General features: G+C 61.8%; 28 protein-coding genes. 7 read left to right on the plus strand and 21 right to left on the minus strand.

Annotated elements, in window-relative coordinates; genetic code table 11:
• The first annotated feature begins 90 nt into the window (after nt 1–90).
• Together ACN0WV_RS04695 and ACN0WV_RS04700 are read left to right on the plus strand one after the other, a co-directional pair.
• A complete protein-coding gene (locus ACN0WV_RS04695) occupies nt 91–792 on the plus strand; it encodes a GntR family transcriptional regulator (RefSeq protein ID WP_084350387.1) in 702 nt (233 codons plus the stop codon).
• A gap of 11 nt (nt 793–803) precedes the next feature.
• The gene (locus ACN0WV_RS04700; protein WP_084350386.1) at nt 804–1,895 is read left to right on the plus strand and encodes a Gfo/Idh/MocA family protein; all 1,092 of its coding nucleotides are present in this window, start codon (nt 804–806) and stop codon (nt 1,893–1,895) included.
• A 120-nt stretch (nt 1,896–2,015) separates the two neighbouring features.
• Here ACN0WV_RS04700 and dtd read toward each other — a convergent pair whose 3' ends face one another.
• The 9 genes from dtd to ACN0WV_RS04745 all read right to left on the minus strand — a co-directional run bounded on the left by dtd (nt 2,016) and on the right by ACN0WV_RS04745 (nt 11,257).
• On the minus strand, nt 2,016–2,459 hold the full coding sequence (gene dtd, locus ACN0WV_RS04705) for a D-aminoacyl-tRNA deacylase (RefSeq protein ID WP_417604061.1): 444 nt from the start codon (nt 2,457–2,459) through the stop codon (nt 2,016–2,018).
• Complete coding sequence (locus ACN0WV_RS04710; RefSeq protein ID WP_417604062.1) at nt 2,456–3,364, minus strand: carbohydrate kinase family protein; 909 nt, start codon at nt 3,362–3,364, stop codon at nt 2,456–2,458. The genes dtd and ACN0WV_RS04710 overlap by 4 nt, the downstream gene beginning before the upstream one ends.
• Before the next feature lie 347 nt (nt 3,365–3,711).
• A complete protein-coding gene (locus ACN0WV_RS04715; protein ID WP_417604063.1) occupies nt 3,712–4,821 on the minus strand; it encodes a TFIIB-type zinc finger domain-containing protein in 1,110 nt (369 codons plus the stop codon).
• 117 nt (nt 4,822–4,938) lie between these two features.
• Nucleotides 4,939–6,054, minus strand: a complete 1,116-nt coding sequence (locus ACN0WV_RS04720) for an SPFH domain-containing protein (RefSeq protein WP_417604064.1) — start codon at nt 6,052–6,054, stop codon at nt 4,939–4,941.
• A 16-nt stretch (nt 6,055–6,070) separates the two neighbouring features.
• Nucleotides 6,071–6,994 (minus strand): DUF2927 domain-containing protein, encoded by a 924-nt coding sequence (locus tag ACN0WV_RS04725; RefSeq protein ID WP_417604065.1) that lies wholly within the window; start codon nt 6,992–6,994, stop codon nt 6,071–6,073.
• A 74-nt stretch (nt 6,995–7,068) separates the two neighbouring features.
• Complete coding sequence (locus ACN0WV_RS04730) at nt 7,069–8,268, minus strand: toxic anion resistance protein (protein ID WP_417604066.1); 1,200 nt, start codon at nt 8,266–8,268, stop codon at nt 7,069–7,071.
• A gap of 23 nt (nt 8,269–8,291) precedes the next feature.
• On the minus strand, nt 8,292–9,179 hold the full coding sequence (locus tag ACN0WV_RS04735) for a 5-bromo-4-chloroindolyl phosphate hydrolysis family protein (protein WP_417604067.1): 888 nt from the start codon (nt 9,177–9,179) through the stop codon (nt 8,292–8,294).
• A 237-nt stretch (nt 9,180–9,416) separates the two neighbouring features.
• Nucleotides 9,417–10,235, minus strand: coding sequence for a TerC family protein (locus tag ACN0WV_RS04740; protein WP_084350380.1), 819 nt, complete (start codon nt 10,233–10,235; stop codon nt 9,417–9,419).
• A gap of 206 nt (nt 10,236–10,441) precedes the next feature.
• Nucleotides 10,442–11,257: a pseudouridine synthase gene (locus ACN0WV_RS04745; protein WP_417604068.1), complete on the minus strand. Its 816-nt coding sequence runs from the start codon at nt 11,255–11,257 to the stop codon at nt 10,442–10,444.
• Between the two features lie 150 nt (nt 11,258–11,407).
• Between ACN0WV_RS04745 and ACN0WV_RS04750 the strand changes: the two genes are divergently transcribed.
• Nucleotides 11,408–11,860: a nucleoside deaminase gene (locus ACN0WV_RS04750; protein ID WP_084350378.1), complete on the plus strand. Its 453-nt coding sequence runs from the start codon at nt 11,408–11,410 to the stop codon at nt 11,858–11,860.
• 29 nt (nt 11,861–11,889) lie between these two features.
• Nucleotides 11,890–12,477 carry a pseudouridine synthase gene (locus tag ACN0WV_RS04755; RefSeq protein ID WP_417604069.1) on the plus strand — a complete coding sequence of 196 codons (588 nt, stop codon included), beginning with the start codon at nt 11,890–11,892 and terminating at the stop codon, nt 12,475–12,477.
• Nucleotides 12,478–12,504: 27 nt separating this feature from the next.
• Here the strand turns inward: ACN0WV_RS04755 and hemF are convergent, their stop codons facing one another.
• The 4 genes from hemF to clpS all read right to left on the minus strand — a co-directional run bounded on the left by hemF (nt 12,505) and on the right by clpS (nt 15,714).
• On the minus strand, nt 12,505–13,398 hold the full coding sequence (hemF, locus tag ACN0WV_RS04760) for an oxygen-dependent coproporphyrinogen oxidase (protein ID WP_417604070.1): 894 nt from the start codon (nt 13,396–13,398) through the stop codon (nt 12,505–12,507).
• A 99-nt stretch (nt 13,399–13,497) separates the two neighbouring features.
• Nucleotides 13,498–14,298, minus strand: a complete 801-nt coding sequence (locus tag ACN0WV_RS04765; RefSeq protein WP_417604071.1) for an SDR family NAD(P)-dependent oxidoreductase — start codon at nt 14,296–14,298, stop codon at nt 13,498–13,500.
• Nucleotides 14,299–14,340: 42 nt separating this feature from the next.
• Nucleotides 14,341–15,330, minus strand: coding sequence for a class I SAM-dependent methyltransferase (locus ACN0WV_RS04770; protein ID WP_417604072.1), 990 nt, complete (start codon nt 15,328–15,330; stop codon nt 14,341–14,343).
• Nucleotides 15,331–15,351: 21 nt separating this feature from the next.
• The gene (gene clpS / locus ACN0WV_RS04775) at nt 15,352–15,714 is read right to left on the minus strand and encodes an ATP-dependent Clp protease adapter ClpS (RefSeq protein ID WP_412780474.1); all 363 of its coding nucleotides are present in this window, start codon (nt 15,712–15,714) and stop codon (nt 15,352–15,354) included.
• Nucleotides 15,715–15,807: 93 nt separating this feature from the next.
• Here clpS and ACN0WV_RS04780 point away from each other — a divergent pair, with 93 nt between their 5' ends.
• A complete protein-coding gene (locus ACN0WV_RS04780; protein ID WP_417604073.1) occupies nt 15,808–16,506 on the plus strand; it encodes an HAD family hydrolase in 699 nt (232 codons plus the stop codon).
• A gap of 265 nt (nt 16,507–16,771) precedes the next feature.
• The gene (locus ACN0WV_RS04785) at nt 16,772–18,163 is read left to right on the plus strand and encodes a D-alanyl-D-alanine carboxypeptidase family protein (protein WP_084351099.1); all 1,392 of its coding nucleotides are present in this window, start codon (nt 16,772–16,774) and stop codon (nt 18,161–18,163) included.
• Nucleotides 18,164–18,330: 167 nt separating this feature from the next.
• On the opposite strand, the gene ccoS is transcribed toward ACN0WV_RS04785, so the two are convergent.
• The 5 genes from ccoS to ACN0WV_RS04810 all read right to left on the minus strand — a co-directional run bounded on the left by ccoS (nt 18,331) and on the right by ACN0WV_RS04810 (nt 23,717).
• On the minus strand, nt 18,331–18,492 hold the full coding sequence (ccoS, locus tag ACN0WV_RS04790; protein WP_084350372.1) for a cbb3-type cytochrome oxidase assembly protein CcoS: 162 nt from the start codon (nt 18,490–18,492) through the stop codon (nt 18,331–18,333).
• Nucleotides 18,489–20,687, minus strand: coding sequence for a heavy metal translocating P-type ATPase (locus tag ACN0WV_RS04795; RefSeq protein WP_417604074.1), 2,199 nt, complete (start codon nt 20,685–20,687; stop codon nt 18,489–18,491). Before ACN0WV_RS04795 ends, ccoS begins: the two co-directional genes overlap by 4 nt.
• A gap of 5 nt (nt 20,688–20,692) precedes the next feature.
• Nucleotides 20,693–21,169 (minus strand): FixH family protein, encoded by a 477-nt coding sequence (locus tag ACN0WV_RS04800; protein ID WP_417604075.1) that lies wholly within the window; start codon nt 21,167–21,169, stop codon nt 20,693–20,695.
• Nucleotides 21,169–22,740: a 4Fe-4S dicluster domain-containing protein gene (locus ACN0WV_RS04805; protein WP_417604125.1), complete on the minus strand. Its 1,572-nt coding sequence runs from the start codon at nt 22,738–22,740 to the stop codon at nt 21,169–21,171. The genes ACN0WV_RS04800 and ACN0WV_RS04805 overlap by 1 nt, the downstream gene beginning before the upstream one ends.
• 101 nt (nt 22,741–22,841) lie before the next feature.
• Nucleotides 22,842–23,717, minus strand: coding sequence for a LysR family transcriptional regulator (locus ACN0WV_RS04810; RefSeq protein ID WP_417604076.1), 876 nt, complete (start codon nt 23,715–23,717; stop codon nt 22,842–22,844).
• A 128-nt stretch (nt 23,718–23,845) separates the two neighbouring features.
• On the opposite strand from ACN0WV_RS04810, the gene ACN0WV_RS04815 reads away from it, so the two are divergent.
• The gene (locus ACN0WV_RS04815; RefSeq protein WP_417604077.1) at nt 23,846–23,983 is read left to right on the plus strand and encodes a hypothetical protein; all 138 of its coding nucleotides are present in this window, start codon (nt 23,846–23,848) and stop codon (nt 23,981–23,983) included.
• A gap of 452 nt (nt 23,984–24,435) precedes the next feature.
• Here ACN0WV_RS04815 and ccoP read toward each other — a convergent pair whose 3' ends face one another.
• The 3 genes from ccoP to ccoO are packed head-to-tail and all read right to left on the minus strand — an operon-like array spanning nt 24,436 to nt 26,282.
• Nucleotides 24,436–25,317: a cytochrome-c oxidase, cbb3-type subunit III gene (gene ccoP, locus ACN0WV_RS04820; RefSeq protein ID WP_417604078.1), complete on the minus strand. Its 882-nt coding sequence runs from the start codon at nt 25,315–25,317 to the stop codon at nt 24,436–24,438.
• On the minus strand, nt 25,314–25,499 hold the full coding sequence (locus ACN0WV_RS04825) for a cbb3-type cytochrome c oxidase subunit 3 (protein ID WP_084350367.1): 186 nt from the start codon (nt 25,497–25,499) through the stop codon (nt 25,314–25,316). The genes ccoP and ACN0WV_RS04825 overlap by 4 nt, the downstream gene beginning before the upstream one ends.
• 12 nt (nt 25,500–25,511) lie before the next feature.
• Nucleotides 25,512–26,282: a cytochrome-c oxidase, cbb3-type subunit II gene (gene ccoO, locus ACN0WV_RS04830; RefSeq protein WP_417604126.1), complete on the minus strand. Its 771-nt coding sequence runs from the start codon at nt 26,280–26,282 to the stop codon at nt 25,512–25,514.
• Between the last annotated feature and the right edge of the window lie 7 nt (nt 26,283–26,289).

Here is a 26,289-nt window from a genome sequence, read left to right on the forward strand (position 1 = left end):
GTTCTCCGGCTGCGTCATTTTGTCTTGCGTAGCATCGGATTTAATGTAGATCAATAGTGTATCAATTATTTCGCGCACCCGGACGCACCAATGTCAGACCAGTCTTCCTTGCCGCTATATATCCAGATCAGCGAGATGCTGATCCGCGAGATAAATGCGGGCCGCTATCTGGATGGCGAGCGTTTGCCCCCGGAACGTGACATGTCCGCAGAGCTTGGAATCTCTGTGGGGACATTGCGCAAGGCGCTGGCGGACCTGACCTCGAAGGGCATGTTGGAGCGTGTGCAGGGCTCGGGCAATTACATCCGTGCGCAAGCGGATACGAAAAGCGTTTACGCGTTCTTCCGGGTGGAGTTGCTGCGTGGGGGCGGTTTGCCGACGGCGGATGTGCTGGATGTGACGCGTCTTGCGAAACCCGTTGATCTGCCGGATTTCGGTGCCTCGTCGGATGCGCATCGCATCCGACGGTTGCGCAAGCTGGATGGTACGCCAGCAGTGCTTGAGGAAATCTGGCTGGACGCCAGCTTTGCCGAGCGGATCGCGGCGCGGGATCTGTCCGAGTCTCTCTATCATTACTATCGCCAGCGATTGGGACTGTGGATCATGCGCGCCGAAGATCAGTTGCGCTTGGGCGACGTGCCTGAATGGGCACCGCAGGATTTCGGTACGCCGCAGGGTAGCCCCTGTCTGTTGGCAGATCGCATCAGTTGGGGACAGAACGGCGTACGGGTAGAGGTCTCGCGCAGTTGGATCGACACGAATGTGGCGCGCTATGTCACGCGCCTTAAATGAAAGCAGGACACATGAGCGATACCGTCATCTACGGCATCATCGGCTGCGGCATGATGGGGCAGGAACATCTGCGCAACATCGCGCTTCTGCCGGACACACGCGTCGGTGCGATTTTCGAACCGGACCGCGCCATGCGAGAGGCCGCTGCTGACTTGGCGCCGGGTGCGGTGCTGCCCGAGACGCTTGAGGACTTATTGGCAGTCGAGGGTCTGGATTGCCTTCTGATCGCGTCGCCCAACCATCTTCACGTCCCGCAGTTGGAATTGATTGCGGCCAAGCGCCCGCTGCCGCTGTTGATCGAAAAGCCGCTTTTCACCAATCCGGCCGACACGGATCGCGTGATCGAGATCTGTGCGGCCTATCCGGCACCGATCTGGGTGGCGATGGAATACCGCTACATGCCGCCCATCGCAGCGCTGCTGGATCAGGTGGATGCGGCAACCGGCGGCGTCAGGATGCTGACCATCCGCGAGCACCGCTTCGCCTTTCTCAAGAAGGTCGGCGACTGGAACCGGTTCAACCGCTATTCCGGCGGGACACTGGTCGAAAAATGTTGCCACTTCTTTGATTTGATGCGGCTGGTGATCCCGTCTGATCCGGTTCGTGTGATGGCCAGCGCCGGGCAGGCGACCAATCATCTGGACGAGACCTATGGCGGTGAGACACCCGATATTTGGGACCATGGCTATGTCATCGTCGAATTCGCCAACGGTGCCCGCGCCATGCTGGAGTTGTGCATGTTCGCCGAAGGCAGCCGCTATCAAGAGGAGATCTCGGCCGTGGGCCCGGCGGGGAAGATCGAATGCCTTGTGCCTGGGCCGGGAAGGTTCTGGCCTGCCGATTTGGGCACCCCGCCCGTGCCGCAACTGATCGTCAGCCCGCGCAATCCCAAGGGGCCGATGACGCTAGATATTCCGGTTGAGCCAAGGTTGTTGGAGGCGGGCGATCACAACGGCTCGACTTACTATCAACATCAAAAGTTCCGTGAGGCCGTGCTGGGCAACGCGCCGCCGGAAGTAACCGTGAAAGATGGCCACATGGCCGTGCGTCTCGGTCTGGCTGCGCAGCTTTCTGCCAGCACCGGCCAATCGGTCGATCTTTAGCGCTGTGTCAGGCAAAGGTGCCGGGTTTCACCGGTGGCTGACATTGCCCGCTATACCGAGGGCCGCGATGACGGGCAGCGCATCGTCCGCCTGACGCAGTTCGTCAAGAAGGTCCGCGGCTCACACGGCGGTGTCAATCCAGATCGTCACCGGACCATCGTTCACAAGGCTGACCTTCATATCCGCGCCGAACTTGCCGCGCGCCGTCGGGATGCCCAGCTTTGCCATTGCGTCGGCAAAGGCCTCGTAGGCGGGTGCGCCCTCTGACGGGGGTGCGGCGGTTGAAAAGCCGGGGCGGTTGCCGCAGGACGTGTCGGCGGCAAGCGTGAACTGGCTGACCACCAGCGCCGCGCCGCCCGTATCAGACAGCGACCGGTTCATCTTGCCGTCGTTATCCGCGAAAATGCGCAGCTTGGCGATCTTCGCCGCCAGCTCGGCGGGGGCATCTGCCGGGTCATCCTGCATCGCGCAAACGAGGATCAGAAGGCCCGGCCCGATCTCGCCCAGCACAGCGCCATCGACCCGTACCGCCGCTTCGGACACGCGCTGGACAAGGGCTCTCATGCCAATTCCTCGGCCCAGGGCGGGTTTGCGCCCGCACGGCTGACGGTAACGGCCGCTGCGCGCGCGCCCAATTCGATTGCAGGACGTAACATGTCAGAATTGGCCGAGGCGATAGCCTCTTTGGACAATAGGCCTTCGCGAGACAAGCCCGCCAGAAAGCCTGCGTTGAACGTATCGCCCGCGCCGACAGTATCAACGACCAATGCCTTTTGCGCGGGCACTTCAAAACTTCCAGAGCCGATATGCGCCTCGACCCCTTGTGCGCCGCGCGTCATTAACACCAGTTTCGGTCCACCACTGGCCAGAAGGCCCTGAGGCGTGGTGCCGAGCCAGTGCAGGTCTTCATCTGAGATCTTAACGATGTCCGAGACCGCCAGCATCGCGTCCAGCCGCGCGCGATACCGCGCCTCGTCGGTGATGAAGCCGGGGCGGATATTGGGATCGATCATGACAGGCAGGCGCGACGCCTCGCGCAGGGCGAGCGCCTTATAGGCATCCGCCGCCGGTTCGCCAACAAGGCTGATGCCGCCGAAAAAGAGCGCGTTCACCTCGTCGGTCAGCGCTGGCAGGTCCTCGGCGCGCAGCATGCGGCCGGCGGTGTTCTCGTCGTAGAAGGCGTATTGCGCCTGTCCGTCGGTCAGCGTCACGAAGGCGAGCGTCGTCGGTCTGTCGGACCGTGGTGCAAGGCGACTGTCCACATTGCTGGCCGCCAGATTGTTCTCCAGAAGCTGCCCGAACAAGTCATGAGACAGACCACCAAAATACCCTGTCGGCGTGCCAAGCCGCCCCAAGGCGATCGCCGTGTTGAAAACCGCGCCGCCCGCATGTGGGGCAAAAGCGCCTTCGCCTTCGATTGTGGTACGGGGCAACATATCGATCAGCGCTTCGCCACAGCAGAGTATCATGGACACCTCCCAATTGTATTGTTTGCGCTAACATGAGCGACGATTTCCCGCAAGACCAAGCCTTGCACAATCACGCCGGATCAAGTTGGTCAGTAAGGTTCGAGGCTAGACGTAGACACAGATCCTGACAACTTCGACGCAGCGAGATAAGAAAAGATGGCCCGGATCAGGCGCTCTTGGGCGGCAGATGCAGGCTCGAAAAGATGTAGGCTGGTTCGCAATTTGGTACATGCAATCGACCATAATGACCAACGCATCCGGCACAAGGCCCCGCCCCGGACTTGATCCGGGGCCTTCCGACTCGCCAACGCAGAGGCCCCGGATCAAGTCCGGGGCGGGTGACGACCTTATTGATTCGTCGCTATGATAAAGCCAACACACCCTGCGATAATCAGGCCCAGGATCACCGCGGCGGTGATCTTCCAGGGCGACCACGGCCGCTCACCTTGCACCCGGCCGGTGCGACCGTTGACGACAAACCGGTAGGTCTTGCCGCGAAATTTGTAGGCGGCCAGCCAGACGGGCAGCAGGATATGTTTGAACGTCACATCATCGACGTCTGTCGCGACGCTGTGGATGCGTTGGCGGTCCCCCCCGATGTCAAAGCGGATATCGCGGGCGATCTGCCGATCCATGATCTGTCGCGCCTCGCCGAAACCGTCTTCCAACTGCACGCCGTAGCCTTCTGCCCGGAAGCCCGCCAGGAATTCCGGCTGGTAGGTCTCCAGTTCCGACAGGTCCCAGGGTTCCAGCGCGTCGGTGAACTTTTTGGGCAGCGAGGTAGAGGCCAGCACCAGCACGTCGTCGAAGAACCGCGCGACCCGCCCGGACACGGCGCGCCAGCGGATCTTTTGCACCCGGACCTGCTCGGTCTTGCCGTCGCGGGTGACGGTTCTTGTTTCGTAATAGACGGTTCCGCGTTCGCCGCGATACTGCGATTTCGTATCGGCGTCGAAGGTCCAGTAAGGCACATAGATGCCGTTCATCCTCCGACCCTTGCGGGCATAGTCCTGCAGGCCACCTGGCGCAAACCACAGACTGCCCAGCCAGTCATTCATCGCACTGCGCGCCTCTGCCTCGCTTAGCCGGAACGGCAGCAACCCGCGCGGCTTGATATGCCGATGCGCGCCGGTATCGGTGACAACCGGCGTGGCGCAGAACGGACATTCGGTGGCGTGGATATCCGCGTCGAATTCCACCGAAGCCCCGCAATTGGGGCATTTTGTGACGCGTGTTTCCTCGATCTCGGCCTCTGACATGTCGCCTCGGACGGCGCGATCAAAGTCAATCTCGCGGATGCCGCCGGACCAGGGCCCGGCTTGCGCCACCTCTGCCGTGTTGCCGCAATGGTCGCAGACAAGCTGGCCTGCATCCGGATCAAACCGCATATCCGCACCGCATTGGTCGCAGGGAAAGCGGTGTTCGGACTGTGCGAGGGTCGGGAATTCGTCGGGCATCTGATCCTCTTGCCTGTACACGGAACACGTCCCGGCGTGCCGTTCAGCCCTCAAGCTGGTGGTTATTCAACTGCAGCCACGCTCCGACACTATGTCAGAGCGCTTTTGCGGCGTGCGTCAAACCCCCGGCGGAGGGGGCGGCGGCATCACGGTAAAAAGCTGCGCAAGTTCGGCCACATCCTCGGCGGGTTTCCAGCCGTCCTGACCGGCGGTCCAGACATAGGTCTCACGGGTCAGGTCGCCATCGCGGGCCATGCGACCCAGTTGCGCCTTGGAGTAGGGGCCTTCGGTCGAACCGCTCTTTGCCAGATGCCAGACATGTTCCACGGGCGGCGGGGGCGGAGGCGCGCTTGCCGCAGATGCAGGCACGGCGCCCCAAGGGCCGCGTTGGCCGCCCATCATCTGACCTGCCATCGCCATGCCCATGCCAGCGCCCATGCCCGCACCCATCGCGCCAGAGGCATCGCCGCCCTGACGCAGCGCCTCGGCCGCGGAATATTGCAAATGCTGGTCCAAATCGCCCGACAACCCGCGCGAGGTGCGGGTGTCCAGCGCCTTTTCAACCGCAGGGGGCAGCGAGATATTCTCGATGTAAAGTTCCGGGATCGTCAGGCCGTATTGTTCCAGCGTCGGGGTGATCGCGCGGGCAAGCACCTGACCCAGATCGGCGGTGTTCGCCGCCATGTCCAGCACAGGGATGCCCGACGAGGCGATCACCCGGCTGAATTCCTGCACGATGATATTGCGGATCTGAAAGCTGATCTCGTCCATGGTGAATTCGCCGTCCGTGCCAACGATTTCCGACATGAAGCGCGCGGGCTCTCCCACCCGGACCGAATAGGTGCCGAAGGCGCGGATGCGGGTCGGGCCGAATTCCGGATCGCGCAGCATGATCGGGTTCTTCGTGCCCCATTTCAGGTCGTTGAACCGTGTCGTGTTGACGAAATAAATCTCTGATTTGAAAGGGCTTTTGAAACCATGATCCCAATGCTGAAGCGAGGTCATGATCGGCATGTTGTTCGTCTCAAGCATGTAAAGACCCGGCGTGAACACATCCGCCAACTGACCCTCATGCACAAAGACCGCCGCTTGCCCTTCGCGGACGGTCAGCTTGGCACCGTACTTGATCTCGTGACCCTCACGCTCAAACCGCCAGACCATTGTGTCGCGGGTGTCGTCGGTCCAGTGGATCACGTCGATGAACTGGCCGCTCAGAAAGTCGAAAATGCCCATGGGTGTCTCCTCGGGGTTAACTGGGGCCGCCGGTCAGCCGGGCGGCAAGCTCTCGTACGACGGGGCGGACCTGCGCGGCGGTCATGCCGGGTTTCAGCCGTGGGTCGTACAGGATCTTAAGCAGCATCTCGTCATGCGTGGTCAGCAGTGCGAATTCATCGTCATCGTTGAAGATCGACGGGCGCGCCTCTGGGCTGTCATTGCCCAGACCAAGACCTTGTGCGACCTCTTCGTGAATGCAGGACCGGCGCAGCAGATCGGGATGTTCGTCGCGGATCAGGGCTACGGCACGGGCATAGTCATAGCCGCCCTGACTGCCCGAGAATGCGAGCACAAGACAGTGGATGCCGCGCGGCAGATTGTCGAAGATCGCCAGTGAGGCGGCGCTGATTTCAGGCACCAGCGCACGGATACGGGGCTTGATATGCGCGCTGTCATCTTCGCCCATGAACAGCACATGGAAATTGGCATTGGACTGGCTGACGCTGATCGGATGACCGGTGACGCGCGCCAGCCTGCGGGCGTAACTCGTAACCTCGCGCGTGTCCGTCGCCCGGCGATCGGCATCGACTGATGCACCGAATTCGACAGAGATCCGCACCGGGCTGGTCCATTTCTTGATCCGGCCCAATTCGCCGCTGCTGCGGGTGAAGCCCGCACCGCGGGCGTATTCCTCTTCCAGTGCGATACGTTCGAAATTGCGTGCCAGCATGGTGTCGGTAAACGGCGTGTCGGGGCCGCCCCCATTGGTGCGGAGCAAGCCCTGTACCAGCAAATCCTGCTGCAACCGGCCATAATACGCGGCCAATTCCCGGCTGGCCGGGGACGGCGGCGTCGCGCTGGGGCTGGGCGAGACAGGCTTTGTCGGGGGCGGCGTCGCGGCAGGCTGCGCGGGAATTGCAAGCATTTCCGATGGGGGTGTGGGCTCGTTAGGCAACATCTCACAGCTCGCCAGCGCCACACCCGCAAAACCGGCCAGCAAAAGCCAGCGTATCTGACGGCCCGGTTCCACGGTCAGCCTTTCGGCACAGAGGTCGAGGCCGTGTCGCCCAGACCGGTCTTCTTTGCCTTGGCTGATGCAAGGGTATCGCGCAGCTCTGCCTCCATCTTCTTCAGCTCTGTCTCGGCGGCGGCGCGGCGGGCCTTGCCTTCGTCGGCAATCTGAAGCGATTCCTGAATTGTCCCGATCAGATCGGCATTGGCTTGCTTGACGGCCTCAATGTCGAATACGCCGCGCTCCATCTCCTGGCGGATCATCTTGTTGCTGTCGCGCAGGTTCCTGGCGTTCGAGGTCAACAGCTCGTTGGTCAGATCGTTGGCCTCGCGCACCGCAGCGGCGGCTTCGGCAGAGCGCTGGATCGTCACCGCCTGCGCCAGCTGGGTTTCCCAAAGCGGCACGGTGTTGACGAGGGTAGAGTTTATCTTGGTCACGAGGCTCTTGTCGTTTTCCTGCACCAGACGGATCGAGGGCAGCGACTGCATCGTCACCTGACGCGTCAGTTTCAGATCATGCACCCGGCGTTCCAGATCGTCGCGCGCTGCGCGCAGGTCGCGCAATTCCTGCGCCGCCATGACCTGTTCATCCTCCGGCGTGGCCTGAACCTCGGCCTCCTTCGCGGGGATGACCTGTCCGTCCAGTTCGCGCAGCTTTTCTTCACCCGCGGCGATGTAAAGCGCCAGCTCGTCATAGAAGGCCAGCGTCTTTTCATACAGCAGGTCGAGCGATTTGATGTCTTTCAATAGCGTGTGCTCGTGGCGCAGAAGGTCATCGGTGACCCTGTCGATCTGGCCCTGAACCTGCTCGAACTTGGCGGTGAATTTCGCAAATGGCGCGGCACGGCCGATCAGTTTTTCCCACCAGCTGCGGTCCCGCCGCACATCCAGCTCGGATACGGAAAAGCCACGGATCGTGGTGACGATGTTGCGTAGGGAATCGCCAGCAGGCCCGACATCCTTGTTGCGCACGTCCTGCAACATGGCTTGACTGATTTCCTGCAATTCGGCCTGTGCGGCGGACCCGAAGGCGACGATGGAGTTGGTATCGCCCATGTCGATCTCGTCCATCCGGCTGCGGATTTCCTCGCCCACGGGCGCGTCCGCCTCGGACAGGGACACCACCGCGCCCGCATCTGCCGGTTCGGGCAGCACAACGGCGTTCACTTCGTCGACCAGAGCGAGCGTCTGCTCCGCCTTTTCCCTTACATTCTCAGACATCGGTGTACCTCTTTACTGTAAATCTATTTCAGGCGAATGCCTTCACGCTGTAGTCGGTCGCGCAGAACCTCGATCTCGACCGTCAGGTCGGAATTGTCGTCGAGCAGCAGTTTGCGTTTCTTGGCGTTAAAGCTTTCCTCCAGGTCGGTCAGCAGCATCATATAGTCGGACCGGGCACCTGCATCCTGCGTGCGACTGTAGATGTCGGCGAATTTCACCGACGCATCGCGTGCGCCCATCAGATAGACGCCCATATATTTACGCGCGGCGGTCAAATCGCGAGGATCTTCTTCGACGGTGCGCAAAAGTTCGCGCACTTCGGCCTGAAACCGTTCGACCCGTTGCTCGACTTGGCGGTCTTGCGCGCGACGAACCGCATCCGACATCGCGGCGAGGTGCTTTTCGGCCTCGTCAACTGCCTTGGCGACGCGGTTCTGCTGGAACGTGTCGATGCCTTCCATACCCTTGTCGCGCAGCGGGTCAAAGCCGAAGGCCGCCAGATGAAGCCCGCCTGCCGCTGCGGCGTAAAGCACCGGGGCAATGATCCCCGGTTCGTTGCGCCATGCGGCAAGCGCCACGCCAACACCTGCCAATACGGCAGCGGCAATCTTGCGCGGGAAACCGGGGCGGCGGGCAACCTTGCGGGCGTTGAACGCCGCTTCGGCGCGCAATCCATCGCGCAGAAGCCATGCGCCAAATGTCAGCAAGGCAGCCCCCAGAAGGCCCGCGACCAGTGTCGTGGCACCGCCTGTGATCGAGGTGAAAGCCAGCACAACCGGCGGGAGGAACAGCAGGTTGCTGCGTGCGCCCACGGGATCAACCGTCGCCCCGCGAAACGCGCCGCGTTCGGTCGGTGTTTCATCTGGACCGGTGCCGTCAGGGCTGAACTTGCCGCCGAACCTTTGCGCCATGATCAAAGTCCCCCAAACCAGCCCGACGACACGCCGCAAAGCACAACCAAAAGCAGGATGTAAGCGATTTTCTGAAGGGCAGTGCCGGCCATGCTACCTCGGGATTCTGGGCGATTTGCGTTGTCACGGAACTTACGGGAAGCGCCCGTCGGGGGCTAGGGGGAGAATTGCCTTCGCATTCCACCTGTTTGCGGTGGCCCGGAATACAGGCCACCGGTTTTGTCCATGCAGTGATTTTCAGCGCCTTGAGGCTGTGCGACGCTCGGCGTTCAGCTTGCGGGTATAGCGCGATTGGATGACCTCGACCGCGACCAGCACCAGCACGCTGAAATAGAAGGTGGTCTTGGACATCGGCACGACCTCGTATCCGAAGAAATGCAGCGCCAGAGTGTCGTCATGCACGGCATGGGCCGCCGCTTGCCCGGCCTCGCCCAGCAGAACCACGCCGACGATCAGCAGGATGAAGAGGCCCAGCACCTCGTACATGCGGTTCTTTTCCAGAAACTCCGTCACCGTGTCGGCCAGCACCAGCATTGCCAGCCCGGACAGGATGATCGCGGTCGCCAGGATGATGAATACATCGGTGATCGCCAGCGCCGAAAGCACCGAATCGAACGAGAAGATCAGGTTCATCATCACGATCAAAAGCACGACCTGAGTGGCGCTTTTTCCCGATTTCGCGTCCACATCGGTGTTGAGGTCCTCGATCGCCATCATGTGGCTGATTTCTTTGACGGCTGTATAGATGATGAACACGCCGCCGATGATAAAGACGCAGGTGGCGAAGTTGACCCCGCCTTCGATCACGCCCGGCCAGTTGAAGATGAAAAACGGCTCTGCCAGCGCATCAATCAACTGGATCATCACGAACAGCAGCACCACCCGCAGCACCACGGCGATGATAATGCCCCAATAGCGGACAGCTTTTTGCTGCGCGACAGGCGCGCGTTGCGACTCGATGGAAATGTAGAGCAGGTTGTCGAACCCGAGAACGGCTTGCAGGAAACACAACATCAGCAGGTTCCCAAGGTTCTCGATGGTCAGAAGATCAGCCATGAATGCATCCTCGTAGAGTGGTCGGTTCGCGCCAGAATTTACGAAACCCGGCGGACGAACAAGGGGAGTTGGTGTCTAAATGAAGCACGATGGGCACCAAAACCGCAGCTTTTGCGCGTTTCAGGCAGGGAAGACGCGTTTACCACAGGTTGTCAGCGTCAGGCCGCGCGGATGGTTCGCCGATCCGGGATCAGCGGCTTTGGAGGCTAGCGGCGTCTGCGCGTGACCCTGGGCTTTCCGGTTTTGCTCGGCTTTTCGGTTTTGGGACTTTCCAGCCCCAATTGGTCGCGCAGAACCTTTGGGCGGATCTCCTCGACTGCGCCGACCTTCAATTCGCCCAGTTGGAATGGCCCGTAGGACACCCGGATCAATCTGTTCACGGCCAGTCCCAGATCCATCATCGCGCGCCGAACCTCGCGGTTCTTGCCTTCGCGCAGGCCGACCGTGACCCAGGCGTTGGAGGCCTGCTGCCGGTCAAGGCTGACAATCATCGGCTGGAACCGCTCGCCGTCGATGACCAGCCCCTTGCGCAGCGGTTCAAACGTCTCATCGGTAGGTCTGCCGTTGACCCGCACCCGGTAGCGCCGCAGCCAGCCAGTAGAAGGCAGCTCCATCCGGCGTTTCAGCGCGCCGTCATTGGTCAGCAGCAGCAGCCCTTCGGAATTCAGGTCCAACCGTCCGACGGACATCACCCGAGGCAGGTCTTCGGGCAGGTGGTCAAAGATCGTTTCGCGGCCCTTTTCGTCGCTGTTGCTTGTCACCAGCCCGCTGGGCTTGTGATACAGCCACAGGCGCGGGGGTTCGGGTGCCTTGATCGGCTTACCGTCCACCGCGATCTTGTCCGCATCGGTGACGTTCAGGGCCGGGCTGTCGATCTTGCGGCCATTCACGCTGACCCGGCCCAGTTCGATCATGCGTTCCGCCTCGCGGCGGCTGGCGACACCGGCGCGGGACAGCACTTTTGCGATACGGTCGCCGGGAGGCGTTGCGGGGGGCGTCGATGGGGGCGGGGTCTGGCTCATGCGGCGCACCTTTGATGTGCTTGATTTCAGGGCGGACCGATTTCTTGCCGCATCGACCTAGGGCGGGCGGCCGCGACACGGTCCAATCCGATCGGACCTAGACGAATTTTCGCCCTTGGGAAAGCGCCAAGGGCAATTTATGACGGGCGAATGACCTTCAAAAGCCACATGGACGCCGCGTTGACAGAAGCCCGCGCCGCCGCCGACCGAGGCGAAGTGCCGGTCGGTGCCGTACTGATCGGCCCGGACGGCGAAATCGTGGCGCGCGCCGGCAACCGCACCCGAGAGATGAACGATCCCACCGCCCATGCAGAGGTTCTGGCGATCCGCGAGGCCTGTGCCGCGCTTGGATCAGAGCGGCTGACAGGCCATGATCTTTATGTGACGCTGGAGCCTTGCCCGATGTGCGCTGCCGCGATCTCTTTCGCGCGCATTCGCAGGCTGTACTACGCGGCGTCCGATCCGAAATCGGGCGGCGTGGCACAGGGCGCACGCATCTTTGCGCATCCGCAATGCCACCACGCTCCAGAGGTTTATGACGGCATCGCCGCGCCCGAGGCCGAGGACTTGCTGAAGGCGTTTTTCAACGCTCGGCGGGGCTGACGCCGATGGCCAAACCCCGCAAACCCAACATGTCCAGACCGCGCGCGCCCAAGCCACGCCCGACCGGCCCTGCGCGGGTTATCCTGCTCAACAAACCCTGGGGGGTGCTGTCGCAATTCACTGACAAGGGCACCGAAGGATCGGGGCGCGAAACGTTGTCCAGCTATGTGAATCTGCCAGAGGTCTACCCCGCCGGACGGCTGGACCGCGATAGCGAGGGCTTGCTGATCCTGACCAATGACGGACGTTTGCAACACCGCATCGCGCATCCCGACACCAAACTGCCCAAGACCTACCTTGCGCAGGTCGAAGGAGAGATCACCGAAGAGGCGCTGGCGCTGTTGCGCAAAGGTGTGACGCTGAAGGATGGCATCACGCGCCCCGCCAAGGCGCGGCGGATCGACCCGCCGGATTGGCTCTGGCCGCGCGATCCGCCGGTGCGCTACCGCAAATCCGTGCCGGATGACTGGTTGGAGCTGACCCTCACCGAAGGGCGCAACCGGCAGGTGCGCCGCATGACGGCGGCGGTTGGCCTGGCGACGTTGCGGCTGATCCGCTGGCAGATCGGCGACTGGACGCTTGGGGGCTTGCAGCCAGGTCAGTGGCGCGACGCCTGAGCATCAGAAGATCTGCATTGGCCGCTGTCATACCCACTTGGCCATGGGCGGCAGGCTCATCAGCACGGCATTCGCGTCATGCCCGGTCGCCAAACCGAATTTCGTGCCGCGGTCGTAGACCAGATTATATTCGGCATAGAGCCCGCGGTGGATAAGCTGGGCGTCCTTGTCCGCCTCTGACCAGTCCTGAACCCGGCGTTTTTCCACCAGCGGAACGAAGGCAGGCAGGAAGGCCCGACCGATATCCTGTGTCAGCGCGAAATCGGCCTGCCAATCACCGGTACAGCGGTCGTCCATGAAGATCCCGCCAACACCGCGCGCCCGTCCCCGATGGGGGATGTAGAAATACTCATCCGCCCAATCCTTCAGCTTTGGATAAAGATCCGCGCCGTGTGGATCCAGATGCGCTTGCTGAACGGAATGAAAATGCGCCGTGTCATCGGCATATTCGATGCAGGGGTTCAAGTCCGACCCGCCGCCGAACCACCATGCATGCGGTGTCCAGAACATCCGTGTGTTCATATGCACTGCCGGAACATGCGGGTTCTGCATATGCGCGACAAGGCTGATGCCGCTCGCCCAGAACCGGGGGTCATCCGCCATCCCGTCCAACCCCGTCCGGGCCATCATCGACGCCTGCGCAGCCTCGCCCAGCGTGCCATAGACGGTCGAGACGTTCACGCCGACCTTCTCGAACACGCGGCCGCCGCGCATCACGCTCATCAGGCCACCGCCCGCGTCAGTACCGTCATCAGAGCCACGCCGCGTTTCGGTCACGTCGAATGTGCCGGCAGGCTCGTTGGTGAGCGGGCCTTCGGAATGGCTGGCTTCCAACCCTTCGAACGCTGCCACGATCTCGTCGCGCAATTGCCGGAACCATGCCGATGCCTGTTGCTTTTCGGTCAGAAAATCATCGCTCATGCCGCACCCCAAAATTTTTGCAAAACACCCGTATCGCAGACCAGCATAGGTCGGCAAGCGCCTGGACGATCTGTCGCGCGCCCGGGCAGGGCAGGGGGGTTAATGCGCGGGACAAGCTGCCGGATCAATCAGGGACCGCCCGCCATCTACAGTCAGGATCTGACCAGTGACGAAACCTGCACCTTCGGATGCCAGATACTGAACAGTCTCTGCCAGTTCCGTCGGAGACGCGATGCGCCCCAAAGGCGTGTGCCGTTCAATGGCGGAGCGGTAAACAGCGTTTTCCTTCAGTGCGCCCTTCAGGCTGGCCGACATGACCGAACCGAACGCAACCGCATTCACACGCACCCGGTGCGGTGCCAGAGTAACCGCCAGCGAGCGGGTCATCTGGTCGAGAGCGGCGGTTGAAACAGAATAGGCCAACAGGTCCGGATGCGTGCGGCGCGCCGCAATGGATGACAGGTTGACGATGGACCCGGCTTGACCCTCTTCGCGGTCTTCGGCCTGTTTGATCATGCGTTTGGCGACCAGTTGCGACAGCCGCAGGCTTGCCAGAAGGTTTTGTTCCAGTAGCGTCTCAACGCTGTTGTCTTCAAGGTCGAAGGCATCGGTCGGAAGGATCTGCCGCGCGCCGTTGACCAGAATATCCACCCGGTCAAACGCGTCCAGCGTGGCTGACAGCAGATTGGCGATGGTCAGCCTTTCGCGCAGATCGCCCGCAAAATAGTTGAAGTTGCTCTCGTCGGCGAGGTTGCCGACCTCTTCCTGCAAGCGCGCCTCGTCAATATCGGCGAGCATGACATTCGCGCCCTTGTCCGAAAAATGTCGCGCCAGGGCAAGGCCAACCCCGTTTGCAGCGCCGGTCACGATTGCGGTCTTGCCTTCGATCGAGAAACTCATCCGGTTCCTTTCCCTGCTACCGCCAAGGCGGGCTGGTGAATGTCATCTGTCCCGACGCAGTGGGCGTTGGGCGTGGAGTATCTTGAAACGGTTGTCGCCGCCAACCTCGGAATACGCGGTGAAATGCTGGGCGAGCGTCGCCTCATAGGGCAAATGTCGGTTCGCCACCATCCATAACTGACCTGACGGTTTCAGGCAGGCCGCGGCTGAGGCCACGAATGCCTGTCCCAATAACGGGGCAGGCGCGCGACCGGTATGGAAGGGCGGGTTCATCACCACGCTGTCAGCGCGGGTTTCCGGGCGCCAGCTTGTGGCGTCGTCCCAGTGAAACATCGCGCGTGGATCGCTGATGTTGCGGCGCGCACAGTCCAGCGCGGTGTGGTCCGCCTCTACCAGATCGAGGCGGGCGACACTTTCACGCTCCAGCACCTGATTTGCCAGATAGCCCCATCCCGCACCCAGATCGACAACATGCGCGCCAAGTTTGGCGGGGAGTGCCGCGACAAGCGCTTCGGAGCCCGGATCGATCCCGTCAGCGGAAAACACCCCCGGTGCCGTGGTAAAATCGGCGATTTGCGGTTGCGGGGTTTGCGTCCAGTCGTCCCCGATGTCGTCGGCCGAGAACCAGAACAGCTTGCCATGCGCACGGGTGTCGAGGCCCTCAAGTGTCACCAGCTTGCGGATCTTGCGCAGGGCTGCCTCGATCCCGTCGGTCTTGAAACCATCAACGGCGACAATACCATCGGGAGCAGCGGCCACGGCCTGCGCAATCAGCGCCTCTGCCAATGCACGGGTGCGGGGCAGGAATACGATTGCGGCGGCGTAGTTGCCCTCAGGCTCCGGCACACAGCGGAATCCACGGGCCCGCAACGCGGCCACATCGGGGTAAAAACTGCTGATGACATCGCAGCGATCCTTGGGCAGGGCCTGAAGGTCGCTATCGGCGCGCGGCTGGAACAGCGCAATGCGTCCCTCGGCAGGCAGCGTCAGTTCTGCGCTTTCAAGCGCGTGAGTCAGTCGGGATGAGGCCATGACACTGGGCGTGGATCACGCCTATTCCTTTTCCATGGTGCATTGCAGCGGATGTTGGTGACGGCGGGCGAAATCCATCACCTGCGCCACCTTCGTTTCGGCAATCTCGTGGGAGTACACGCCAACAACGGCAAGACCCTTCTTGTGGACCGTCAGCATGATCTCGAAAGCTTGGCCGTGGGTCTTGCCGAAGAACCGCTCCAGCACATGCACGACAAATTCCATCGGCGTGTAGTCGTCATTCAGCAGCATCACCTTGTATAAAGGCGGGCGTTTCGTCTTGGGCTTTGTCTCGACCACGACATCACTGTCGGACCCGCCGCCGGGGGCGTCGGGGTGATTGCTGGCCAGTCTCGTGGCGAAGATGAAGTTCTGCCCGGTCATTGCGCTCATCTGGCTTTGCTTGTGCGGTCCTGACCGCTCTATATAACCTCATTCACGCTAGTGAAAAGAGGTGCCGGGCGAACGAGGGGAAACATGGCGCGAAATCTTCTGACAATCGGCTTCGATGCGGATGACACGCTTTGGCATAACGAGCGGTTCTTTCAGCTGACCCAAGAACGATTCGCGGGCCTTCTGGCCGCGTATGCGGACACTGACCATCTCATGGCGCGATTGCTGGATGCAGAGCGGCGCAACCTTGGTCAATATGGATTCGGCGTCAAAGGCTTTGTTCTGTCGATGATAGAAACCGCGATCGAGGTGACCGATGAACGCGTCCCGGCCTCGGTGATCCGGCAGTTGGTCGAAGCGGGCCAGGATATGCTGCGCCACCCGATCGAGCTTTTGCCCGCAGCGCGACAGGCCGTCGAAACGCTGGCACCTGATCACCATATTGTCTTGATCACCAAGGGCGATCTGCTGGACCAAGAGCGCAAGCTCGCCCAATCGGGCCTGGGTGATCTGTTTGATTCGGTCGAGATCGTGTCGGACAAGACAAGGCAGGTCTATTCGCGGATATTCGACGCCGCAGGCGGGGCCGGCCGGGCGCTTATGGTCGGAAACTCGCTGAAATCCGACGTGCTGCCCGCGATAGAGGCCGGCGCCCACGGGGTGCATGTGCCACATATGTTGACCTGGGCGTTGGAACATGCGGCCGCCCCGGCGACAGAGCAGAGGTTTCACCATCTCGATGACCTCAGCGGATTGGTGTCCTTGGTCGAAGAAATCGGCTGAACATCATCATTTCGGACTTGATCGTCTCCATGGTGTTGCGACTCACTTGGTCCGCAATATATCGTGCCACGTTGTATTGAATATTAATAATTTCTTTATAATTGAACGCTTTATTCGCAGCAGTTGATGTGTTATAAATTAACGATAAAACAAAAAATGTTCACCGGAAAAATCCGGGAACGAGAGGCAGTAAAAGGCAGAAATCGTGACAGGACGGCGCAGGCAGCCGGGCCTATATGGCCTGTTCATACTCACTCTGATTTGGTTGGCGGTCCTTGTGCCGCTTAGCGCGGTGGCCGCACCCTATGCGGCCTTCGTCATAGATGCGCGAAACGGCGAGGTGCTTCATTCGCGCAACGCAGACACGCGGTTGCATCCCGCGTCTCTGACAAAGATGATGACGCTCTACATTGCATTCGAGGCCGTCAAACACGGCGAGATCAGTATGGATACGGAAGTGCGAATCTCGCGCCATGCCGCATCCGAACCACCGTCGAAGCTGGGCCTTCGCGAGGGCCAAAAAATCAAGTTGCGCTACCTTGTGCGTGCCGCAGCGGTAAAATCGGCCAACGACGCCGCGACCGCCATCGGCGAGGCGATTGCCGGATCCGAAGCGGCCTTTGCACGACGGATGAACCGCACCGCCAGCGCGATGGGCATGACCCGGACGACCTTCAAGAACGCGCACGGGCTGACAGAAAGCGGGCATTTGTCCACCGCGCGGGACATGACGCTGCTGGGGCAGCATATGATTTATGACTATTCCGAATACTATAACCTGTTTTCCCGGCAGACGGCAGATGCGGGCGTAAAGACCGTGTCGCATACCAATCGGCGTTTGTTGCAGTCCTACAGGGGCGCGGACGGCATCAAGACAGGATATACGCGTGCGGCCGGCTTCAATCTTGTTGCCTCTGCCCGGCGAGGCGACGAACGGGTGATCGCCACGGTTTTCGGCGGACGCTCGACGCTGACCCGCAATGCCAGGGTGGCCGAGCTTCTGGATATGGGATTCAAGCGCGCGCCGACCCGCGTTGCAATGCGCACCCCGCCGCGCCCCCCTTACAAGGGCGGTGTCGCAGAAAACAATGCGGTCGCTTCGGTTGCCGCGTCGGGTGACCAGCAAGGCAAGTCGATCCGGATTGCAGCAGCAGCGGTCAAACGCAGCTTGCGTCCGAAATTACGCCCCGGAGTCGCGCCTGTTCTGGTGGCCAAGGCGGATATCGAGGACGCGCTGAAAGAAGCGCAGGCCGTCAGTCTGGACAATGGCTCTGCCACGGCACCGAAAAGATCGCCGAAACCTGTGACCCGGCCCGCCAATCTGATCGTGGCATCAGTTGAGGATACTGTGGCAGTGCCCGCGCCGACGGCAGAGGCAGAAACGGAAACAGAAGTTGTCACGCGTCTTTCTACGTCCGGGGGGCGTCATTGGGGGATCAATGTCGGCCGCTATCCCAGCCGCTATCAGGCGGAGCGCGTTCTGTTGAAGACTGCGCTGGCCGAGATGTCGACGCTGGATGGTTCGCTGCGCAAGGTTGTCAGCAAATCAAGCGGACATGACGCCAATTTCATGGGGCTGACCCGTGAGATGGCCGATCTGGCGTGCCGCAGGTTGCAGGCGCGTCAGGTGACATGCTTCATGATCGGGCCGAACTGATCAATTGTTAAGCGTCTGCTTGCAAACATAATTGGCCGCGGTGCAGGGATTGCGCCGCGGCTTTTTCGTGTCGCCCGTTGACAGCCACGAGGCGGACGGTCGTGGCGATTCCCGGTTGCCCCGTGGCGTTAGGTGGTGCGCATCAATACGGCAACACTACGCCGACATCAGTCCTGCTTTGGCTGATCGTCATACTCGTCCGACAGGATCCGGCGGGCATCGCCTTCGGGGTCGTCATATTGCCGGGATTTCACCGTATAGACAAAAAAGATGAGGCCGATTCCGCCCAGCACCAGCGAAATCGGGATAAGATAGGCGAGCACGTTCATGGACGGCTCCGAAGCCTGAGGGCGTTGAGGCTGACGGTGATGGACGAGGTGGACATGGCCAATGCCGCGATCAGGGGCGTGGCAAGGCCGGCAACGGCCAACGGCACGGCGATGATATTGTACCAGGTCGCGATACGAAAGTTCTGCCGGATCCGCTTTGTCGCCGTCCGGGCCGTCGTGATTGCCTCGGACAGCGGTGACAGATCCGTGCCCAGCAATACGATGTCCGATGCCGTACGGGCTGCGTCCAGCGCCGATGCGGGCGAGATCGACACATGCGCGGCGGCAAGGGCTGCGGTGTCATTCAGCCCGTCGCCGACCATCAGAACCTGTGCGCCAGCCTCTGTCAGAGCTGCGATGCGCTCGGATTTCTCCTGCGGCAGGCAATTCGCCTGCCAGGTGTCGAGGCCCAGCCTTTGGGCAAGCCGCGCCACCGCGCCTTCGGTGTCGCCCGACATGACCATGACGCGCATGCCTTGGGCCTTCAGCGCGGCCACGGCCTCTGCCGCACCCGGCCGCAAGCGGTCCGTGAAGGTAATGGGTTGCGCCGGGACGCCGCCGATGCGCAGCCATGCCGCAGTATAATCAAGATCCTCGCCGCCGGTCCAGCCTGCGCGACCCAACCGCACGGTCTGGCCATTCCACATCGCTTGTGTGCCAAAGCCCGGCACTTCGGACAGGTCCTCAATCTCGGCGGGCACGATGCCTGCGGCCCGCGCCGCTGCGGTCAGCGCGACGGACAGGGGGTGGCCGGACGCTTCGGCAAGGGCCAGCGCGACGCTTTGATCCGATGCAGGCAAACTCTCAAGGTTGGTCGGCTCTGGCGTGCCAGCGGTCAGCGTGCCGGTCTTGTCGAACACGACGGTATCGACCTCTGCCAGACGTTCCAGCGCCGTGGCGTCCTTGATCAGCAAGCCGCGACGGAAGAGGCGGCCAGAGGCGGCGGTGGTCACGGCGGGCACGGCAAGCCCCAAGGCGCAGGGACAAGTGATGATCAGCACCGCAGCGGCGATGTTCAGCGCGGTGCGCGGGTCGAAGGTGGCCAGATACCAGCCGACAAAAGCCAGCGCCGACAGAATGTGCACACCCGGCGCATAAAGTTTCGCCGCCTTGTCGGCGAGCGACGTGTAGCGGGACCGCCCCGATTCCGCGACCGCCACCAGATCGGCCATCCGGTGTAACGAGGTATCGCGCCCCACGGCGGTGGCGCGCACCGTCAGAGGACCGGTCAGGTTGACCTCTCCGGCACTGACGGCCTGTCCGGGTTCGGCGTAGATCGGCAGCGTCTCGCCGGTCAGCAGCGATCGGTCGAGTTCCGAGGTTCCTGCCGTGATCTCGCCGTCCACGGGCATCCGGCCGCCGGGGCGTACGCGGATCAGATCGCCCAAACGCAGTTCTGCCACGGGCACCTCGGTCTCGCTGCCATCGGGCCAGACACGGCGGGCGCGGGGCACTTCAAGCGCCGCGAGTTCCTCGGCGGCGGAACGGGCAATGGCGCGCGTCCGGTGGTCCAGATAGCGCCCGGTCAGCAGAAAGAATGTCAGCGCCACGGCGGCGTCGAAATAGGCATGTTCGCCCGAAAGCGAGGTTTCCCACAGCGACGTGACGACGGCGAGCGCGATGGCCAGCGAAATCGGCACATCCATGTTCAGCCGCCCGACGCGCAGCGCGCCCCAGGCGTTGACAAAGAACGGCTTGGCGGAAAAGGCGATGACAGGCAGGGCGATCGCGGCGGAAATCCAGTGGAACATATCGCGGGTCGCGCCCTCGGCACCGGACCAGACGGCGACGGATAGCAGCATGACGTTCATCATCGCAAAACCCGCCACGGCCATGCGCATCAGCAGATCGCGGCCCGCCCGGTCGGTCTGCGTGGCATGCAGGCAAGTGGCGTCCAGTTCATGCGCTTCATAGCCCGCGCTTTCAAGGCGGGCGATCAGAAGCGCGGCCGTGGTTTCGGGCTCGGCCACGATTTGCGCGCGCTTCAGCGTCAGGTTCACCCGCGCCTTGTGCACGCCGGGTGTGCCGTTCAGCACCTTTTCCACGGTCGAGATGCAGGCCGCGCAATGGATCGTGGGCAAGGACAGCGCCAGATCGGCGTCCTTGACCGCGCCGCGATCGGCCAGAGCCTCTGCCGCAGGGGCAGCGGAACAGGCGGGGCAGGCAGAAATCTGGGGGCGCATGGCGGCGGTCATGTCTGTCAGCCTTTGACGTGAAGGATAACGCGCTGTGTAAACTCTGTCCCGTCAAGCGCGGTCGCTTTCATTCGGATGTTCCAATTGCCGCCCGGCAGCGATTCCGACGCGACATAGGCGGTGCCGTCGAACCGGAAATCGGGCGTGCGATCGTCCTTGACCTGCGTGGCACGGCCCAACGTGGCCTCCAGCGCGCTCAGTTGCACGGGCTGTCCCTCGGTATCGGTGATCGCCAGGATGACCCGGTCGCCTTCGGCATCGGCGCGCACGGTCCAGCCAAGCGCCTGCTGACTGGTGCGGCGGGTGTCGAAGGTCTGGCTGGCAACGTAAGAGTTTTTCACCTCCAGCCCCGGAAAGGTCCGCACCGCGTTCCATGCCAGCGCCAGATTGACCGCGATGATGACGCCGAAGGCACCGCCGAAGATCGCCAGAACATGCCATCCGGTAAGTTTGGCCCCGGTCGCCTGATCCTGCATGCCCATCAGTTTGTCCTTCCGTTAAACACAGTGTCCTTGCTGGCGGTGTCGCCATTTGTCACATCCTCGACCCAAAAGCGGAACTCTGTGCGTTCCGCCTGTGCCGGGGCAGAGGCTTCGGGCGCGATCACATAGACCCGCTGCAAATAGGTGCTGTCGGCCGGCACCGTGATGGTTTGGGCCGATGCGCCTTCCAGTTCCACTTGCAGGGACGGCGCGCCGGTGGCGGTGATCCGGAACGGGCGGGCCTCGCCCTGCTTGTTCAGCAACCTTACGTCATAAGTGTTCCGGATTGAACCATCGGACAAGGTTACAAAGGTCGGATTGCGCACCGGTGCGACGGTCATTTCAATATTCGACCGGATGAACAGCGCAAAGACCAGACCAAGCCCGACCAGCGCCCAAAGCGCCGTATACAGGATGGTGCGGGGCCGGAAGATATGTTTCCAGACCGGGCGCGGTGCCTCGCCCGCCCGTTCGCGGCTTTCGTCCGACAATGCGAGATAGTCGATCAGCCCGCGCGGCTTGCCGATCTTGGCCATCACGTCATCGCAGGCGTCGATGCACAGCGCGCAGGTGATGCATTCCATCTGCTGGCCGTCACGGATGTCGATCCCCATCGGGCAGACATTCACGCAGGCCATGCAGTCGATGCAGTCGCCGGGACCATCCTGAAACTGTGCCGCATCGACCGGAGCGGCAGCGGCCTTGTCCGCCACGCCGGGATAGGGGGTCGGGGCGTATTTGGCCTGTCCGATCCCGGCCCCCGGACCGCCTGCCTGACTGGCGGCTTCGGCGGCCATGACATCGGCCTTCTTCTTGCGACGGACATTGCCCTTGCCGCGCGGTTCGCCGCGCCAGACGCGGTAGCCGACGGTCAGGGTGTCCTCGTCCATCATTGCCGCTTGAATGCGCGGCCAGGGGCAGGCGTAGATGCAGATCTGTTCCCGCGCAAACCCGCCGAAAAAGAAGGTGGTGACGGTCAGCAGCAGCATCGTGGTGTAGGCCACGGGATGCGCGTTCAGCGTCACAAGATCGCGCAGCAGCGTTGGCGCATCTGTGAAATAGAACACCCATGCGCCGCCCGTGGCGAGACCGATCAGCAACCACAAGGCCCATTTTGTCATGCGCAACCGGACCTTGCGGAAATCCAGTTTCTTCTGCCGGTGCAGACGCAGACGCGCGTTCCGGTCGCCCTCGACCCAGCGTTCGACAAGAATGAAAAGGTCGGTCCAGACGGTCTGTGGGCAGGCATAGCCACACCAGACCCGCCCCAGGGCAGAGGTGAACAGGAACAGCCCCAGCCCGGCCATGATCAGCAGGCCCGCGATGAAGTAGAACTCATGCGGCCAGATCTCGATCCAGAAGAAGAAGAAGCGCCGGTTCGCCAGATCCACCAGCACCGCCTGATCGGGCAGGATCGGACCGCGATCCCAGCGAATCCATGGCGTCAGGTAATAGACCCCCAGGGTGAGGATCAGGATCACCCATTTGAGATTGCGGAACTTTCCCGAAACGCGGCGCGGAAAGATCGGTTCGCGCGCAGCATAAAGGCTTGGTGGGGCGTCAGGTTGCATATCGGACACGGAATCACTCCGGCAAAGGGCGTATTTTCGCGCCCTTGTGTCAGCCTGGGCAGGGGGCGGCCTTGACCTGTGTCAAATACTGACTCTGAAAGTCATCTATTGCGGGCTTCGCGCCGCAGCCAATGGATAAAGTCGCGAAGCGCTGGCCGGATGATGCCGGGGGCGGTGACAATGTGATAGCCTTCGTCCTGCTTGTCCTCGAACAGCAGACGCAAGCGTCCGGCGCGAATATCCTCTTCGACAGAAACGCGGGTGGAGACAGCGATGCCCTGTCCGTTGCGCGCGCCATCCAGCATCAGGTTGCCGGGAACGTGGATCACGCCCTTGACGCGCGTGTCGGTGACGCCGTGGCGGGCCAGCCAGTGCGAGCTTTCGGTGGTGCCAAGTTCTTGCAACCAAGGATAGTCCGTCAATTCCTGCGGACGAGTGGGAAAGAAATCCCCGATCAGAGAGGGTGCCGCGACCACCATCAACGAGGAAGGCACCAGCATTTCGGCCTCCAGCCCTGGCCATTTTCCCGCCCCGTAGCGCAGCGCGACGTCCACGCCGCCCGGTGTCGGGTCTGTCAGGGCCGGGCTGGGGTTGATCATGATGTCAATGTCGGGATGGGCCACCCGAAAGCTCGCCAGACGGGGCATCAGCCAGTGCGACGCAAAGCTGGGCGTTGTCGCGACTTGCAGCGCACGGCTGGCATCGGCACCGGTCAGCGCCTCGACCGTCTGCCAGATGCGGCCGAATCCGGCGGCCAGCGCATCGGCCAGTTGCTGGCCCTCTGCCGTCAGTGCAAGGGTCCGGCCAGAGCGGTCCAGCAGGCGCACATCCATATGCGTTTCAAGACTGCGTAATTGCTGGCTGATCGCGGCATGGCTGACATTCAGTGCCGATCCGGCGGCAACGACCGAGCCCGTTTCCGCATAGGCCGAAAACGCCCGGAGGGCCGAAAGAGGGGGCAAGCTGCGCCAATCCATAATGTAATCCTATCTTACATATATGAAAGTTTACTGAGTCGCATAGAATCGCATTCTGGTCAATGATGATCGTACGAAACCAAATCCAAGGAGGCCACGACATGTTTGGAATATTTTCACATAGCATAATGACTGCAACCCGCCAGATCCAAGCGCAAGAGCGTGGCGATTCCGACTGGTATGCGCCGGCGCACTGGACGGTGCAGGACTCTGCCGACCCGCAGAGGTTGCCTCGGCTGGACGCGTCGGCCCTGATCCGGAAGTAATCAGAGGCTCCTCAAGGTATCTGCATAACCGTGTGCCACGTCCGTCATGCACTGCGCCGAAGACTGCGCCGACCGTCGCGTAGAAAGGCGCTGGCGCTGCCAGAGTGGTTTGACATGGATGGCAGGGATGCTGTCCCCCGGCGTTCTGTCTGTGCGCCAGCCGCGTAGAGGCGCACAACCGAATGGATCGCCAGTATGTTGCTTGATCCAGCGAACAAGAACGGCGCGTGCAACCCTGCCCGCGCCGTTTGACGTGTTTCTATCATGTGGGCGGAGCCGATCGAAAGCTGCGCGACGCCGCAAAGGCTTTTTCCCGGTCCTTATCGCTGACCGGGCATCCGACAGCGACAGTCATATTGAACGCCGGTATCCCTGGAAACGCGCGAACAGTTCGGGATACCGGCGTCACACCGCCGGACAAGGGACAACAAGCCCGGCGGTATGGGTGCAGGTCACTCGGGCGTTGCTTCGCCCCCGCCCAGACCATGGACATAGCTGGTGACCGCGCGGATCTGTGCCTCGGACAGACGGTCCTGCCATTCGGGCATGACGCCGAAACGGGCATTGTTGACAGTCTCCATCAGCGCGTCGTAATCGCCGCCATACAGCCAGATCGCGTCCGCGAGATTCGGCGCGCCTTGCAGGCGATCGCCGGTGCCGTCCTCAGCATGGCAGGCCGCGCAGTTGTCCATGAAAACAACCTCTCCTTCCGCGACCAGTAAGGCATCCTGCGGGGTGCCTGACAGGGACATGACGTAGTTCACGACCTGCTCGATCTGCGCGTCCTCCAGCAATTCGTCACGCCCGAAGGCCGGCATTTCGGAATAGCGCGCATCGGGGTTTGTCTCGTTGCGGATGCCGTAGCTGATCGTCTCGTGGATCGCCTCGATATCGCCGCCCCACAGCCAGTCATCGTCCAGCAGGTTGGGATAGCCCTTGGCCCCCGCCGCACCGGACCCGTGGCACTGCGCGCACCAGGTGCGGAACACCGCCCCGCCCGCGTTCTGGGCATAGGTCTGAAGGTTTGGATCGGCGCTGATTTCCGTCAGCGGAGTCGAGGCCAACTGTTCGTTGATACCGGCATTGCGGGCATCGACCGCTGCGATGTCCTTGGCCACCTCGCCACGAGTGGAATAACCCAGAACGCCCGCCGTCGCCTTGGAGATCATCGGCCAGGCCGGATAGGCGATGGTATAGGCAACGGCCCAGAAGATCGTTGCATAAAGCGTCCAGAGCCACCAGCGCGGCAGCGGGTTGTTGAATTCTTCAATCCCGTCCCAGCTATGCCCTGTGGTTTCCGGATCGCCCTTCTGCTTTTCGGGTGTCTTGCTCATTTCCTCGCCTCCTTGTCTTCGGCGGGTTTGTCTTCGTGCCGGAAAGGGATGTCTGCGGTGTCGTCATAGGTTTTCTTGGCACCGGGACGAAACACCCACAGGATGACCCCGGCGAAAAAGACGAACAGAGCCAGCAACATCCAGCTGTCAGCGAATTGGCGGAGAAGCGAATAGGTTTCCATATCCAGCCCTCCTTAGCGGCTTGCGTCAGGTGTGAAGGTCGAGAAATCGACCAACGTGCCCAGCATCTGAAGATAGGCAATCAGCGCATCGGCTTCGGAAATGCCCGGCTGCCCGTCGAAATTGCTGATCGGCACCTTGTCGCCGTAACGCTCCAGCAGACCGTCATAATCGCTGTCGGGATCGGCCTGCGCGGCAAAATCGCGGCGCGCTTCGGCAATCATTTCGTCGGTGTAGGGGACGCCGACAAAGGCGTGGGTGCGCAGCAGGTCGGACACATATTCGCCTTCAAGCAGCTTGGCCTCCAGATAGCCGTATTTGGGCATCACCGATTCAGGCACCACGGATTGCGGATCGCGCAGGTGATCGACATGCCAGACATCGGAATAGCGGCCGCCGACGCGGGCCAGATCCGGCCCGGTGCGCTTGGACCCCCATTGGAATGGATGGTCATACATCGATTCCGCCGCAAGGCTGTAATGGCCGTAGCGTTCAACCTCGTCCCGCATGGGACGGATCATCTGGCTGTGGCAAACGTAACAGCCTTCGCGAACATAGATGTCGCGTCCGGTCAGTTCCAGCGGGGTGTAGGGACGCATGCCCTCGACCTTCTCGATGGTGTTGTCGAGATAGAACAGCGGTACGATCTGAACCAGTCCACCGATGCTGACCACCAGAAAGCTGAGGATCAGCAGCAGTGTCGCGTTTCTTTCGATCATGCCGTGACGGTCAAGGAACGTCCTTCGCCGTGGGCGTGCCCCGATACCTGTGGCCGATGCCGGCATGGGAGGT

It is taken from the genome of Primorskyibacter flagellatus (assembly GCF_048268605.1).
In the GTDB taxonomy this organism is placed as follows: domain Bacteria; phylum Pseudomonadota; class Alphaproteobacteria; order Rhodobacterales; family Rhodobacteraceae; genus Primorskyibacter; species Primorskyibacter flagellatus.

What these genes read in the sequence shown, in the direction of transcription:
- ACN0WV_RS04695 (WP_084350387.1), top strand. Translation starts at nt 91, where the DNA reads ATGTCAGACCAGTCTTCCTTGCCGCTATATATCCAGATCAGCGAGATG.
- ACN0WV_RS04700 (WP_084350386.1), top strand. Translation starts at nt 804, where the DNA reads ATGAGCGATACCGTCATCTACGGCATCATCGGCTGCGGCATGATGGGG.
- dtd (WP_417604061.1), bottom strand. Translation starts at nt 2,459, where the DNA reads ATGAGAGCCCTTGTCCAGCGCGTGTCCGAAGCGGCGGTACGGGTCGAT.
- ACN0WV_RS04710 (WP_417604062.1), bottom strand. Translation starts at nt 3,364, where the DNA reads ATGATACTCTGCTGTGGCGAAGCGCTGATCGATATGTTGCCCCGTACC.
- ACN0WV_RS04715 (WP_417604063.1), bottom strand. Translation starts at nt 4,821, where the DNA reads ATGCCCGACGAATTCCCGACCCTCGCACAGTCCGAACACCGCTTTCCC.
- ACN0WV_RS04720 (WP_417604064.1), bottom strand. Translation starts at nt 6,054, where the DNA reads ATGGGCATTTTCGACTTTCTGAGCGGCCAGTTCATCGACGTGATCCAC.
- ACN0WV_RS04725 (WP_417604065.1), bottom strand. Translation starts at nt 6,994, where the DNA reads ATGTTGCCTAACGAGCCCACACCCCCATCGGAAATGCTTGCAATTCCC.
- ACN0WV_RS04730 (WP_417604066.1), bottom strand. Translation starts at nt 8,268, where the DNA reads ATGTCTGAGAATGTAAGGGAAAAGGCGGAGCAGACGCTCGCTCTGGTC.
- ACN0WV_RS04735 (WP_417604067.1), bottom strand. Translation starts at nt 9,179, where the DNA reads ATGGCGCAAAGGTTCGGCGGCAAGTTCAGCCCTGACGGCACCGGTCCA.
- ACN0WV_RS04740 (WP_084350380.1), bottom strand. Translation starts at nt 10,235, where the DNA reads ATGGCTGATCTTCTGACCATCGAGAACCTTGGGAACCTGCTGATGTTG.
- ACN0WV_RS04745 (WP_417604068.1), bottom strand. Translation starts at nt 11,257, where the DNA reads ATGAGCCAGACCCCGCCCCCATCGACGCCCCCCGCAACGCCTCCCGGC.
- ACN0WV_RS04750 (WP_084350378.1), top strand. Translation starts at nt 11,408, where the DNA reads ATGACCTTCAAAAGCCACATGGACGCCGCGTTGACAGAAGCCCGCGCC.
- ACN0WV_RS04755 (WP_417604069.1), top strand. Translation starts at nt 11,890, where the DNA reads ATGTCCAGACCGCGCGCGCCCAAGCCACGCCCGACCGGCCCTGCGCGG.
- hemF (WP_417604070.1), bottom strand. Translation starts at nt 13,398, where the DNA reads ATGAGCGATGATTTTCTGACCGAAAAGCAACAGGCATCGGCATGGTTC.
- ACN0WV_RS04765 (WP_417604071.1), bottom strand. Translation starts at nt 14,298, where the DNA reads ATGAGTTTCTCGATCGAAGGCAAGACCGCAATCGTGACCGGCGCTGCA.
- ACN0WV_RS04770 (WP_417604072.1), bottom strand. Translation starts at nt 15,330, where the DNA reads ATGGCCTCATCCCGACTGACTCACGCGCTTGAAAGCGCAGAACTGACG.
- clpS (WP_412780474.1), bottom strand. Translation starts at nt 15,714, where the DNA reads ATGACCGGGCAGAACTTCATCTTCGCCACGAGACTGGCCAGCAATCAC.
- ACN0WV_RS04780 (WP_417604073.1), top strand. Translation starts at nt 15,808, where the DNA reads ATGGCGCGAAATCTTCTGACAATCGGCTTCGATGCGGATGACACGCTT.
- ccoS (WP_084350372.1), bottom strand. Translation starts at nt 18,492, where the DNA reads ATGAACGTGCTCGCCTATCTTATCCCGATTTCGCTGGTGCTGGGCGGA.
- ACN0WV_RS04795 (WP_417604074.1), bottom strand. Translation starts at nt 20,687, where the DNA reads ATGACCGCCGCCATGCGCCCCCAGATTTCTGCCTGCCCCGCCTGTTCC.
- ACN0WV_RS04800 (WP_417604075.1), bottom strand. Translation starts at nt 21,169, where the DNA reads ATGGGCATGCAGGATCAGGCGACCGGGGCCAAACTTACCGGATGGCAT.
- ACN0WV_RS04805 (WP_417604125.1), bottom strand. Translation starts at nt 22,740, where the DNA reads ATGCAACCTGACGCCCCACCAAGCCTTTATGCTGCGCGCGAACCGATC.
- ACN0WV_RS04810 (WP_417604076.1), bottom strand. Translation starts at nt 23,717, where the DNA reads ATGGATTGGCGCAGCTTGCCCCCTCTTTCGGCCCTCCGGGCGTTTTCG.
- ACN0WV_RS04815 (WP_417604077.1), top strand. Translation starts at nt 23,846, where the DNA reads ATGACTGCAACCCGCCAGATCCAAGCGCAAGAGCGTGGCGATTCCGAC.
- ccoP (WP_417604078.1), bottom strand. Translation starts at nt 25,317, where the DNA reads ATGAGCAAGACACCCGAAAAGCAGAAGGGCGATCCGGAAACCACAGGG.
- ACN0WV_RS04825 (WP_084350367.1), bottom strand. Translation starts at nt 25,499, where the DNA reads ATGGAAACCTATTCGCTTCTCCGCCAATTCGCTGACAGCTGGATGTTG.
- ccoO (WP_417604126.1), bottom strand. Translation starts at nt 26,282, where the DNA reads ATGCCGGCATCGGCCACAGGTATCGGGGCACGCCCACGGCGAAGGACG.